The organism is Frankia umida (genome assembly GCF_023242945.1).
Classification (GTDB): domain Bacteria; phylum Actinomycetota; class Actinomycetes; order Frankiales; family Frankiaceae; genus Frankia; species Frankia umida.
In genome coordinates this window covers 162,604-174,496 of record NZ_JALKFT010000001.1, presented here as the reverse complement: position 1 = coordinate 174,496, position 11,893 = coordinate 162,604, and the positions used below count along the sequence as shown (strand labels likewise).

At 71.8% G+C, this 11,893-nt stretch carries 10 protein-coding genes and 1 tRNA gene; 6 read left to right on the top strand and 5 right to left on the bottom strand.

The features are described 5' to 3' along the window. Nucleotides 1-101: 101 nt before the first annotated feature. Together bagA and bagB are read left to right on the top strand one after the other, a co-directional pair. On the top strand, nucleotides 102-1,106 hold the full coding sequence (gene bagA / locus MXD59_RS00665; protein WP_248823219.1) for an ATPase BagA: 1,005 nt from the start codon (nucleotides 102-104) through the stop codon (nucleotides 1,104-1,106). 262 nt (nucleotides 1,107-1,368) lie between these two features. After that, entirely contained in the window at nucleotides 1,369-2,466 is a 1,098-nt protein-coding gene (gene bagB / locus MXD59_RS00660) for an ArsA family ATPase (protein WP_248811533.1), read from the top strand. A 103-nt stretch (nucleotides 2,467-2,569) separates the two neighbouring features. Here the strand turns inward: bagB and MXD59_RS00655 are convergent, their stop codons facing one another. Then, a complete protein-coding gene (locus MXD59_RS00655) occupies nucleotides 2,570-2,923 on the bottom strand; it encodes a WhiB family transcriptional regulator (protein ID WP_163547791.1) in 354 nt (117 codons plus the stop codon). A gap of 552 nt (nucleotides 2,924-3,475) precedes the next feature. On the opposite strand from MXD59_RS00655, the gene MXD59_RS00650 reads away from it, so the two are divergent. Then, a complete protein-coding gene (locus tag MXD59_RS00650; RefSeq protein WP_248822995.1) occupies nucleotides 3,476-6,067 on the top strand; it encodes a penicillin-binding protein in 2,592 nt (863 codons plus the stop codon). A 30-nt stretch (nucleotides 6,068-6,097) separates the two neighbouring features. On the opposite strand, the gene MXD59_RS00645 is transcribed toward MXD59_RS00650, so the two are convergent. Beyond that, nucleotides 6,098-6,592, bottom strand: coding sequence for a GatB/YqeY domain-containing protein (locus tag MXD59_RS00645; protein WP_248822994.1), 495 nt, complete (start codon nucleotides 6,590-6,592; stop codon nucleotides 6,098-6,100). Between the two features lie 237 nt (nucleotides 6,593-6,829). Here MXD59_RS00645 and MXD59_RS00640 point away from each other — a divergent pair, with 237 nt between their 5' ends. From MXD59_RS00640 to pyrH, 3 genes are all read left to right on the top strand, one after another. Continuing rightward, nucleotides 6,830-7,735 carry a metallophosphoesterase gene (locus MXD59_RS00640; protein WP_248822993.1) on the top strand — a complete coding sequence of 302 codons (906 nt, stop codon included), beginning with the start codon at nucleotides 6,830-6,832 and terminating at the stop codon, nucleotides 7,733-7,735. Between the two features lie 62 nt (nucleotides 7,736-7,797). Next, nucleotides 7,798-7,874, top strand: a tRNA-Pro gene (locus MXD59_RS00635). 294 nt (nucleotides 7,875-8,168) lie between these two features. Beyond that, nucleotides 8,169-8,978, top strand: a complete 810-nt coding sequence (gene pyrH, locus MXD59_RS00630; protein WP_248822992.1) for a UMP kinase — start codon at nucleotides 8,169-8,171, stop codon at nucleotides 8,976-8,978. Between the two features lie 148 nt (nucleotides 8,979-9,126). Here pyrH and MXD59_RS00625 read toward each other — a convergent pair whose 3' ends face one another. The 3 genes from MXD59_RS00625 to MXD59_RS00615 all read right to left on the bottom strand — a co-directional run bounded on the left by MXD59_RS00625 (nucleotide 9,127) and on the right by MXD59_RS00615 (nucleotide 11,804). Beyond that, complete coding sequence (locus tag MXD59_RS00625) at nucleotides 9,127-9,570, bottom strand: hypothetical protein (protein ID WP_163549216.1); 444 nt, start codon at nucleotides 9,568-9,570, stop codon at nucleotides 9,127-9,129. A gap of 111 nt (nucleotides 9,571-9,681) precedes the next feature. Next, nucleotides 9,682-10,158 (bottom strand): nuclear transport factor 2 family protein, encoded by a 477-nt coding sequence (locus MXD59_RS00620; protein ID WP_248822991.1) that lies wholly within the window; start codon nucleotides 10,156-10,158, stop codon nucleotides 9,682-9,684. Next, a complete protein-coding gene (locus tag MXD59_RS00615) occupies nucleotides 10,155-11,804 on the bottom strand; it encodes a long-chain-fatty-acid--CoA ligase (protein ID WP_308301609.1) in 1,650 nt (549 codons plus the stop codon). The genes MXD59_RS00620 and MXD59_RS00615 overlap by 4 nt, the downstream gene beginning before the upstream one ends. Between the last annotated feature and the right edge of the window lie 89 nt (nucleotides 11,805-11,893).

The window sequence follows — 11,893 nt, the reverse complement described above, 5'->3', positions numbered from 1 at the left end:
GGTGATACGGCCCGGCTGGCGTGGCGGTGGCCGTCGGCCCGGGTACGGTCGAGCGTGTGAGCGGCAGGCGTGGCGCGGGCGACGACGACCCAGGCGACGAGGTGTTCGTGGACGACGAGGGCGGTCCGTGGGAGCGCCGGCTGCACATCGTCACCGGCAAGGGCGGGACGGGCAAGACGACGGTCGCCGGCGCGCTCGCCGTCGCCCTGGCCACCGGCGGGCGGCGGGTCCTGCTCACCGAGGTGGAGGGCCGCCAGCAGATCGCGCAGCTGTTCGACACCCCACCGTTGCCGTACAAGGAACGCAAGGTGGCCAGCGCCCCCGGCGGCGGCGAGGTGTTCGCCCTCGCGATCGACGCGGACGAGGCGCTGCTGGAGTACCTGGAGATGTTCTACAACCTGCGCAGCGCCGGACGGGTGCTCGGCCGGCTCGGCGCGGTCGACTTCGCCACCACGGTCGCCCCCGGCGTGCGCGACGTCCTGCTCACCGGCAAGGTCAAGGAGGCGGTGAACCGCCCCGACGGCACCCGTGCCGGGGGCTTGGCCTACGACGCGGTCGTGCTCGACGCCCCGCCGACCGGCCGGATCGCCCGGTTCCTCGGGGTCACCGCGGAGGTCGCGGGCCTGGCCAAGGTGGGGCCGATCCGCGCCCAGGCGGACAGTGTGATGGCGGTGCTGCGGCCCGACCGGGCAGCCGTGCACCTGGTGACCCTGCTCGAGGAGATGCCCGTCCAGGAGACCGTGGATGGCGTCACCGAACTCACCGCGGCCGGGCTGCCGATCGGCGGGATCATCATCAACATGGCGCGTTCGCCGTTGTTGAAGGCCCGGGAGTCCCGGCAGGCCCGCCGCGGCGAACTCGACCGGGAGGAGATCGTGGCCGCCGTCAAGGAAGCTGGTCTGGAACCGACCCGCGAGCTGGTCGAGTCGCTGGTCTGGGAGACCACCCAGCACGCCGACAGGGTGGCGCTGGAGGCGGCCCAACGGGCGGAGATCCTTGCGCTGGGTCGCCCCGTGTACGAAATGCCCCTGGAGGCGGACGGGGTCGACCTCGGCACCGTCTACCGGTTCGCCGAGCTCCTGCGTGCCCAGCAGATGGTGGGCTGAGCCGGTGAGCGACAACGCAGGATCGTCCGCGGCGGAGGAACCGCCGCCCCGTCGCCCCAGCCGGCCACGAACCGCCAAACCCAGTCCCGCCGCCGCCAAGCCCGGCCCCGCCGCCAAGCCCAGCGCAGCCAGGCCCACCGCGGCAAGGACCGCCACCGAGGCGGCGGAGACCGAGGCGGCGGAGACCGAGGCGGCGCTCACCGAGCGGGCGCGACGAATCCGTCCACAACCGGTCGGGGTGCCGCTGTTCGAGGTGGACGAGATGCTCGACACCGAGCGGATCGTCGTGTGCTGCGGCTCCGGCGGGGTGGGCAAGACCACCACGGCGGCGGCGCTCGCGTTGCGGGCGGCCGAACGTGGGCGCAGTGTGGTCGTGCTCACCATCGACCCGGCCCGCCGCCTGGCCCAGTCGCTCGGCCTCACCACGCTGGACAACACCCCGCGGGAGGTCGCCGGCATCGACGAGTCCGCCGGTGGGCGGCTCGACGCGATGATGCTGGACATGAAACGGACGTTCGACGAGATCGTCCTGGCGCACAGTTCGCCCGAGCGGGCCCAGGCCCTGCTCGACAACCCCTTCTACCAGACGTTGTCGTCCTCCTTCGCCGGAACGCAGGAGTACATGGCGATGGAGAAACTCGGCCAGCTCGACGCGAGCGACGAGTGGGACCTGATCGTCGTCGACACCCCGCCGACCCGGTCGGCGCTGGACTTCCTGGACGCGCCGACCCGGCTCGGCACGTTCCTCGACGGCCGTCTGCTACGCGTTCTGCTGGCCCCGGCGAAGGCCGGCGGCCGCGCGTACGCGAAGGTGCTCGGCGCGGGTATCGGGATGTTCACCCGGGTGCTGACGAAGGTGCTCGGCGCGCAGCTGCTCACCGATCTGAGCGTGTTCGTCGCCGCGCTCGAGACGATGTTCGGCGGTTTCCGCGCCCGGGCCGACCAGACCTACCGTCTGCTCGGCGAACAGGGCACGTCGTTCGTGGTGGTCGCCGCGCCCGAGGCGGCGGCGCTGCGGGAGGCGTCCTACTTCGTCGACCGGCTCGACGCCGACGGTATGCCGCTGGCCGGGCTGGTGGTCAACCGGACACATCACAGCGATGCCGGGACGCTCACCGCCGAACGCAGCCTCGCCGCCGCCGAGAACCTCGACGAACACGGGGAGCATCCGTTGGCGGCTGCGGTCCTGCGCATCCATGCGGAGCGGGCGCGGCTGGCCGACCGGGAGGCGCGGCTGCGGGAGCGGTTCACCAGCGCTCATCCGGACACCCCGCTGGTCGAGGTCGAGGCGCTGGCGGAGGATGTGCACGATCTCGACGGCCTGCGGGAGATCGGCTGCGCTCTCGCGCGGGTGGAGTAGCGGGGTAGCGCGGTAACGGCGGTGCTGGTCCGCGCCGGGACGTCGTTGTCCTCGGACGGAACCGGGAAGCGGATGGCGTTGGGCCAGGCGGAGCGGCCCGAAGCTACCCGGCGGAGGCTGACCGGTGGTCGGCCTGGGCGTCCGCGAGCAGCTTGCGCCAGGACGTGACGTCCGGACGGCGACGAAGCAGCGCACGGCGCTCTCGTTCGGTCATACCGCCCCAGACACCGAACTCGACGTGGTTGTCGAGGGCGTCGGCGAGGCACTCGGTGCGGACGGCGCAGCCGAAGCACCGGGTCTTCACCCGGTTCTGGGCGGCGCCCTGGACGAACAGCTCATCCGGGTCGAGGTCGCGACAGGCGGCGTGCGCCGTCCAGTCGCCGTCGACGGTGGAGCCCACCAGGGGGTTCGGGTTGGCACGAAGGGGACTGACGGCGGGGGCCAGGCTTCTGGTCATGCCACCTGCCTTTCTTCTCGAGGCCGGGTCAGGGGTCCCGTGCGGGTGGTGACGTGGCGTTGACCCGAAACCGTACGGAGTGGCGTGGCCACGGCCCAGACCCCACACGGATGGTTGTCCAAATGACTAGTCCGGGCCATTGATCCGGATCGCTACGGTAGTGCGTTCTGTGGCAGCCAGATGTCCGTTGCGTGACAGGCCGATGCCGGCACCGCGCGGAGGGTGCGTTCGCCATCCGGTCCTGCCTGGCCGGAAACACGACTCGGCCCACGAGCCCGCCTCGGGATGATCATCGGGGGGAACCCCGTCGGACGGCCCGCCGGATCTGGTTGATGTGGATGTCGTCACTCTGGTCCCGGGCACGCCTTGGTGGCCCCGGCGAGCCCCGACTGTCAGGAGTGCGCCTGCCCAGGTCAGGGCGATTTGGGCAGCTCCACCGGGATGCTCCTCCATAGTTGTACCGGTCTGTGGGTACCCGCCGGGCGCCGTTGATCAGATGTTGGCCCGTATGCTGCGACTGGTGTCCCGGCCTGGCTGGACGGAGGTCCGCCGATGAGCACGCCCCCCGGGCCCCCGGCGCCCGACGGGCCCGCACGGCGGCTTTACCGTCCCGGTTTCGGGGCCGACGGCCCGCTGGCCGGGCGTCGCCGTCCGGTGACCTTCTGGGCCCGCCGCCTGTCCGGCGTGGGTCTGCTGAGCGTGCTCTGCGGCGTCCTCGTCGGCATGCTGGCGCTGCCCGTGGTCGGCGCGGTCGGACTGACCGCCAAGCACAGCGCCGACGACTTCCTCGACCTGCCGGAGAACCTGGTGGTGCGGCCGCTGGCGCAGGCCTCCCGCATTCTGGACGCCCGCGGCAACCTGGTCGCCGTGCTCTCCGGCGAGCAGGACCGTGAGGTCGTCTCGCTCGGCCGGGTGCCCCAGGTGATGCGCCGGGCCATCATCGACATCGAGGACTCGCGCTTCTACGAACACGACGGGCTCGACTACAAGGGCCTGGCCCGCGCCTACCTGACCAACCGGGAGAACGGCTCGGTGACCCAGGGCGGGTCCACCCTGACCCAGCAGTACGTCAAGAACGTCCTGCTGATGTCGGCCACCACCGACGCGCAGCGCCGCGCCGCCACCGAGCAGACGGTGCACCGCAAGCTGCGGGAGGCCCGCTACGCGCTCTACCTGGAAGCGCACCTGAGCAAGGACGAGATCCTCGAGCGCTATCTCAACATCGCCTATTTCGGGGACGGCGCCTACGGCATCGAGGTGGCCGCCCGGCACTACTTCAACGTGGACGTCGAGAAGCTCACCCTGGCCCAGGCGGCGCTGCTCGCCGGCCTGGTGAAGAACCCGACCGCCTACAATCCGGTGCTGCATCCGCAGGCCGCCGTGGCGCGGCGCAACATCGTTCTCGACCGGATGCGCGAGCTGCACCACATCAGCGACGCGGAGTTCCACGCGGCCCACGACAGCCCGCTGGTGCTCGACCGTCCGGCCCGCTCGGCCGACCCGTGCGCCGACTCCGGCGCCCCGTTCTTCTGCGCCCTGGTGCGCCAGCAGCTGCTGAACGACCGGACCTTCGCCCCGACCGAGGAGGATGCCCGCAGGCTGCTGTTCGAGGGCGGCCTGACCATCACCACCACGCTGGAGCCGGTCGCCCAGCAGGCGGCGCAGTCAGCGGCGACCGAGGTCATCCCGGTCGGCAACCGGGTCGCGGCCGGCGTCGTGACGATGCAGCCCGGCACCGGCCAGGTGCTGGCCGTCGCCGAGAACCGGGAGTACGGCCCCACCGCCGACGGGCTGGTGTCGAGCCTTTCCACCGACTTCGTGCACACGAAGGAGGTCTATCCGGTCGACGAGGACTCGTTCAGTCCCGGATCGACCTTCAAGGTGTTCACCCTCATCTCCGCGCTCAAGGCCGGAATGCCCCTCTCGACGACGCTGCACGCGCCGATCTGCTACCAGTCGAAGGTGTTTCCGAACCCGCAGCCGAAGAACATGTACTGCAACGCCGACCCCAGCGAGGACGGCTTCTACTCGCTGACCACGGCGACGTGGAACTCGGTCAACACCTACTACATCCAGCTCGCCGAGAAGCTCGGCGTGCTGCGCACCGCGCAGATCGCCCGGGACATGGGCGTCACGTCGTGCCGTATTCGTCCGCACGGCAACAGCGATCCCGAGTGCAGGGGGGTCGACGGCATCAGCTCGGCCGACGGCTCGGCGATCCTCGGCTCCAACGAGATCAGCACCCTCGACCTCGCGACCGCCTACTCCACCCTCGCCGCCCGTGGCCGCAAGTGCGCGCCGCGCACCGTCACCGCCATCAGCCAGCGGATCGGCGGTGCCGACCGGCCGCTGCCGTTCAACGCCGGGGCAGCCTGCGAGCAGGTCCTCGACCCGAAGATCGCCGACACGGTCAGCTCGGTACTCGAAGGTGTCATCAGCCACGGCACCGCCAGCGGCAACGCCCAGATCGGCCGGCCGGCCGCCGGCAAGACCGGTACCGCCGAGGGCTTCAGCACCGCCTCGTTCGCCGGCTACATCCCGCAGTTGGCCACCGCGGTCACCCTCGCCGACCCGCGCGGTCCGACCGCCCACCCACTGACCGGTGTGTTCGGCCGCAACGTGTTCGGCGGTGGCTACCCGGCCCAGATCTGGGCCCGCACGATGACCCGAACCATCGACGGTCTCGGTCTCCCGGTGGCGCCACTGCCGCCCGAGGACGGCACCCAGCCGCAGGTACCCACCAGGCCGGTGCCCAACGTCGTCGGCCAACCGCAGGCGGTGGCCGAACAGATCCTCGTCCAGCAGGGCTTCCACGTGTCCGCGCAACCCGTCGTCTGGCCTGGCCAGCCGGGAATCGTGGTGGCCACGACGCCGCCGGCCGGCAGCGTCGTGTCCCTGAACACCGAGATCCGCCTGGCCATCTCCGGCGGCCTGACCGGCGCCCCCGTCCTGCCCGGCGGCTCCCCGCCCGGTGGCATCGGACTCGGCGGCGGTCAGCCGGCCGCGGTCACCCCGGCGGTCGGTGACAACGGCCTGGCCGGAATCCTGGCGCAGCTGTTCCCCCGGACCCCGCTCGGGGCCCGCACCTTCGCCAACACCGCCGAACCGGCGCTGAGCCCCGAGCGGCGATCCCGCCGCCCCTGATCGCCCCAGCCCCTGGTCGGTCAGGGGAGATCAGGTGTTGGCGAGGCGGGCCTTCACCAGCGCGGCGACCCGGCCGCCCGTGGCCCGGCCGTCGACGGCGGTCTGCACCGCCTTCATGGCGGGGCCGATGGCCCGCGGCCCGCTCAGGCCCAGCTCGCCGAGCACCCGGTCGATGATCGCGGTCAGTTCGTCGTCGCCGAGTTCCTGGGGCAGGTAGGCGGCGAGCACCTCACCCTCGGCGCGTTCCCGTTCGGCGGCCTCGCTGCGGCCGGCGGCGGCGAAGGCCTCGGCGGCCTCGCGGCGCTTCTTCACCTCGCGAGCCAGTACCCGCAGGACCTCCGCGTCGTCGAGGGCGCGGGCCGTGTCGCCGGCGACCTCGACCTCCTTCACGGCGGTGAGGGTGAGGCGCAGGGTGGCCGTCCGCAGTTCGTCGCGGGACTTCATCGCGGACGTCAGATCGCCACGCAGCCGCTGCTGCAGCGATCCCGGTTCGGTGCGCTGGCCTGGCTCCGGGGGGGTACTCATAGTGCGCCCAGCCTATGGGGCGCACCGGCGGCCTGGTCAGCTCCGACCACACGACGACGACGGTGGTCTCGGATCGGCGGCATCGGCGAGGCCCACCGGCCGCCGCGGCGAGCGGGATGAGACGGTGGAACGCCGCTGGCCACCCCCGGGCATAGCCCGAAGGTGCCAGGCGGGCATGGATCCGCGCGACGGCGGGGGTCCCCGAATGTGTGCTCCCCCTGGGAAGGTCTGGTCTGGATGCGTGGTGTGCCGATGGGTGTGGGCGTGACCGCGGGCATGGGCGTGGGCGTGCTGGCCTACGGTGCGCTGGTCGAGCGCACCGCGTACACGCTGCGTCGGGTGTCGGTTCCGGTGCTGGCGCCGGGCACACCCGCGCTGCGGGTGCTGCACCTGTCGGATCTGCGGGTCACGGTCGGTCAGCGCGGCAAGCTGGCGTGGCTGGGCGATCTCGCCCGGCTCGTCCCCGATCTGGTCGTGCTGACCGGGAACCTGGTGTGCGCGGACGAGGCCCGTGATCCGCTGCTGGCCGCGTTGGAACCGTTGTTCTCCTTCCCGGGCTGCTTCGTGCCCGGGACCCACGACCACCGTGCGCCCACACCGGGTGGCCCGCTCGGCCGCCCGGGCGGTGGCACCCCGGCCGAGCCGCGGGGCCGCGAGCTGGACTGGCCGACGCTGGCCGCGAAGCTCGTCGCGGCCAGCGGATGGCGGGATCTGACCAACACCCGGGCGGTCGCCGATGTCGGCGGGCTGCGGCTGGACCTGCGCGGTGTGGACGACGCCGGACTGCGCCGCGATCGCCTGGAGGCGGTGGCGGGCCCACCCCGGGCGGGCACCGACCTGGCGATCGGGCTGTCGCACACCCCGCGGCCGCGGGTCCTCGACGCGTTCGCGGCCGATGGTGTGCGGCTCGTGCTGTCCGGCCACACCCTGGGGGGGCAGATCCGCCTGCCGGGGATCGGTGCCCCGGTGGCCAGCGCCGGCCTGGCGCGGTCCCGGGTCCGGGGGCTGTCCCGGCAGGTCAGCGGTGGCACCGAGAGCTGGCTGCATGTCTCGCCGGGCCTGGGGACCTCACCGTTCGCGCCGATCCGCCTGGGCTGTCGGCCGGAGGCGACGCTGCTGGGGCTGGTTCCGCGGGTGATCTGACGAATCGGGACGGCCCGACCCGTCGCGAGCCCCGTCGCGTCGGGTATGCTTCTGTTCGGTCGCGGGGTGTGGCGCAGCTTGGTAGCGCGCTTCGTTCGGGACGAAGAGGTCGTGGGTTCGAATCCCGCCACCCCGACCAGGGTCAGGGGCATGATCAGATATTTGGATCATGCCCCTGACGCATGTCCGGTGGCGGTGCGCGGGGCGTCCGCGGCAGTGAGGGCCGGGCGGGCGGCCTCCGGTGGCCTCGTCCTGGTGGGGTGGTGTGGGGTGATGGGCACCGCATTCGTGTGGCCACATCGGGCATTTCGTGACGACCTGGACGTCCGGCGATGGCCGGAGGCGGGTGTTCTACCGTGTACCCAACTCAGCCGAGTTCCATGATCGATCTGACCATGATCGACCAATGTGTCCAGGGCGTTAGGATCGCACGATGGAAAAGGGAAAGCGGGAGACTGTGGCCAAATACCGTCGAGTGGTCGTAAAACTGAGTGGTCGGGCGATTGCCGGTTCCGCCGAATTCGGTTTCGACTCCAACGCGTTGGAACACCTTGCCCGGGAAATCATCGCCGTCCGCCAGTCCGGCGTCGAGGTGGCCATCGTCGTGGGCGGGGGGAACCTGTTCCGCGGCAACCAGTCGGACCGGTGGGGTATCGACCGGGTCGAGGCCGACAACATCGGCATGCTCGGCACGGTGATCAACAGCCTGCTCCTGCGCGGCAAACTGACCGCACTCGGTGAGGACAACCTGCGGGTGATGACGGCGGTTCCGGTGCCCGCGGTGGCCGAACCGTACATCCGGCTGCGTGCTGTGCATCTGCTGGAAAAGGGTGCGACCGTCATTCTCGCCTGCGGCAACGGCCAGCCCTTCCTCACCACCGACTATCCGGCGGTCCAGCGGGCCCTGGAACTTGGCGCGGACGCCGTGCTCGCGGCCAAGGACGGCGTCGACGGGGTCTATGACAGCGACCCGAAGCTCAACCCGAACGCGGAGCGGTTCTCCCATCTCAGCTACGACGAGGTGATCAGCCGTGGGCTGCGGGTGATGGATCAGTCCGCGTTCATCCTGGCCCGGGACTTTGGTATCCCGCTGCATATCTTCGACATCGAGCAGCAGGGCGCGATGACCGCGATCTGTCGCGGCGAGCACCGCGGCACCGTCATCACCGGTTCCGCCCCCGAGGACGGCGTGGCTGGTGCGGACGCCGCCGTGATGGCCGGTTCCGCCGAATCGGTGGGCTGAGCGCCCGGTCAGACCCCTGGGGACCCGACCGGGCGGCCGCCCACCCGGCGTCTCGACGCGCCCCGACGCGCCTCGTCGCTCAGGCCCGGGCCAGATCAGGCCTGAGCGCTCGGACGGCCCGGAAGGTCGATCAGGTGCGGGTGGTCGATCAGGTACAGGTGTAGCTGAGGGCGGAGGAGGTGTCCGTCGCCCGGGCATTGTTCGCGGTGGCGGTGGTGACGGTCTTGAACTGGTTCTGACCGGCGAACGCGCACGGAACGGTCGCGCTTTCGCCGATGCCGGCACCGCCCCAGAACGACTTGCTCACCGGCTCACCGACGTTCGTCCACTTTCCGTTCGCGTACTTCTTCAGCTGGTTGCTGATCGTCATCGATCCGGTGTACCAGCTGTCGCAGACGACGGTGCCGTTGCCGGAGATGGTGGACCCGACGATCGACCCGCTGCCAGTGGGCGGCAGGGCGGAGACGCTGCAGCCGGTTCCGGGCAGGGCCGCCGTGGCGGATGCCGGTGTGGCGGTTCCGATGAAGGCCACCGCCACGGTGCCCGTGGCGCCGATGGCTGCGGTCCGCAGAGCTGTGCGGGTACGGGGCACGGGTTCCTCCTGATGAATGCCGGTACTGCGGGAACACAGCACTGCGGGAATGCGGCACTGCGGGAATGTGGCGCCGCGGGAATGCGGCGCTGGGGGTGGAAGGTCGGCGGTTCAGCCGCGTGGGCCGCCCTGGCCGTGGGTGTAGGTGTAGGTGCGGGTCAGGGGCTGCGGCGGGCCGAAGAAGGTGCTTATGGTGGTGAGGCCGTGCTGGTCGAACGTGGCGACGTCCAGACCGGCGAGTACGACCTGGCCGATGCTGTCGCGCAGCCCCCACTCCCAGCGGGCCCGATCATGGTGGACGTCCACGGCGCTGACCCGCACCGGCCGGTGCCCGGGATACGGCCCGAGGAACTCCCCGATCAGCGCGCTGAGCGCGTCGACGCCGACCGCGGCGCCCAGTGGGTTCGCGTAGCTCACCTGGTCGGCGCAGCAGCCGGCGAGCAGGCGGGTGCGGGTGTCCGGATCAGGCTGCGCCCAGGCGGTGTACAGGCGGTCCGCGAGCCCGTCCACCCGCGTCTGGACGGAGGCGGGCCCGGTCGCGGCGCCGAATCCGAGGCCGGTCATGGCGCCGGTCGTCGGGCTGGTCATGAGGCGAACCTGCGGCGGACCTGGGCGCGCTGCAGCTTGCCGGAAGGCGTCTTCGGCAGCGAACCGGGCGGCAGCACGATCACCGGATGCGGGGTCACACCGAGTGCGGCGCGCACCTCGTCCGCGACAGCCTGGCGCAGCGTCTCATGGTCATCGCCGTGGGTCTCGACGGCGACGGCCAGGCCCTCACCGGCGGGCGGGCCCGGCCGTGGGGCGGCGAAGGCGACGATGTTCCCGGCTCGGGCGCCCGGTGCCCGGGCGGCCGCCCGCTCCACGTCCTCGGGATAGATGTTGCGACCACCGAGGATGATCACATCCTTGTGTCGGCCGCAGACAACCAGTTCCGCGTCGGTGAGGTAGCCGAGGTCACCGGTCGCGAGCCAGCCGTCCGGGTCGGCGGGTGGGGCGCTGTCCGGTGACTGGTCGTGGTACGAGGCGACCGAGGTGCCCCGGACCTGCACCTCGCCGACGGTGCGGGCGGGCAGTTCCACGTCGGTGTCGGGATCGACGACACGGATCGACAGTCCGGCGATCGGCTCGCCCAGCAGCACCAGCCGCCGGGTCCGGGTCCGGCCACCGGCTGTGGGATCCTCCGGGCCCGTCTGCTCCAGCGGGTCGTTTGGACGTGCGATGCCGGCGGCGAGGGCGTCGGCGTCGACGTGGTCGTAGCGGGCGCCGCGGCCGAGGTCGGAGAAGGTCACCGCGACGGTCGCCTCGGCCAGCCCGTACGCCGGCATGAAGGCCTCCGGATGGAAACCGTGCTCGCCCGCGGCGGCCAGGAAGTCGTCCACGGCGGCCGGGTCGATCGGCTCGCCGCCGCACAGGGCGTAGGCGAGGCAGGACAGGTCGAGCCGCGGACCGGTGCGCAACAGCCGGGCGGCGACAGCGTAGGCCGAGCCGGGTCCGACGGTGGTGGTGGCACGGTGATGGGAGATCTGCTGCATCCAGCTGGCCGGCCGGGCGAGGTAGTCCGCCGGGCTGGAGAGCAGGGTGTCGCAGCGTCCGCAGGCCAGCGGCAGGATGAGACCGCCGATCAGCCCCATGTCATGCGACAGCGGCAGCCAGGACAGCATCCGTCCGTGCACCGCCTCGTGGCCGGTCGCGACCCGGATGCCCTCGATGTTCGCCGCGAGGTTGCCGTGGCTGATCCGGGCGATCTTCGGCGCGCCGGTCGTGCCGCTGGTGAGCTGCAGGATCGCCGGGTCCTCGGGGCTGAGCGTGGGCGGCCGCCACGGCGCGCTCGGCTGGGCGTCGACGACCTCGGCCAGCGACGCCACGATCCCGCCACCGCCGGACAGCGCCGCAATCGCCTGTTCCCAGGGGGCACCGACCAGCACCAGCGGGTCGCCGAGGGCGTCGAAGCGCTCCCGGGAGTCGGCCAGGTAGCGGGCCAGGTCCACGGTGCGCGCCGGTGTCGGGGCGAGCGTCACACTGGCGCCGGCGAACCAGGCGGCCATCGCCGCGGTCACCGTGGCCCGGCTGGTCGAGGCGAGCAGCACGACCGGCCGCCCCGGGCGCACCCCACGTTCCTGGAGCCCGGCGGCGACCCGGCGGGCATCGTCGTGCAGCACGGCCCAACCGACCCGTTCACCGCCGTCCGGCGCGAGGAACGTGACACCGTTCGGACCCGCGCTCGCGCGTTTCATGCGATCCAGCAGATACACCATGGTTGCCGGCTTTCCTTGGACGGATGGGCAGGCGTCGTGCGGTTGTTCGGCGGCCCGCGCGGACGTTC

What these genes read in the sequence shown, in the direction of transcription:
- MXD59_RS00655 (WP_163547791.1), bottom strand. Translation starts at nt 2,923, where the DNA reads ATGACCAGAAGCCTGGCCCCCGCCGTCAGTCCCCTTCGTGCCAACCCG.
- bagB (WP_248811533.1), top strand. Translation starts at nt 1,369, where the DNA reads ATGCTCGACACCGAGCGGATCGTCGTGTGCTGCGGCTCCGGCGGGGTG.
- MXD59_RS00620 (WP_248822991.1), bottom strand. Translation starts at nt 10,158, where the DNA reads ATGACCAGCCCGACGACCGGCGCCATGACCGGCCTCGGATTCGGCGCC.
- MXD59_RS00615 (WP_308301609.1), bottom strand. Translation starts at nt 11,804, where the DNA reads ATGAAACGCGCGAGCGCGGGTCCGAACGGTGTCACGTTCCTCGCGCCG.
- MXD59_RS00650 (WP_248822995.1), top strand. Translation starts at nt 3,476, where the DNA reads ATGAGCACGCCCCCCGGGCCCCCGGCGCCCGACGGGCCCGCACGGCGG.
- pyrH (WP_248822992.1), top strand. Translation starts at nt 8,169, where the DNA reads ATGGAAAAGGGAAAGCGGGAGACTGTGGCCAAATACCGTCGAGTGGTC.
- MXD59_RS00640 (WP_248822993.1), top strand. Translation starts at nt 6,830, where the DNA reads ATGCGTGGTGTGCCGATGGGTGTGGGCGTGACCGCGGGCATGGGCGTG.
- MXD59_RS00645 (WP_248822994.1), bottom strand. Translation starts at nt 6,592, where the DNA reads ATGAGTACCCCCCCGGAGCCAGGCCAGCGCACCGAACCGGGATCGCTG.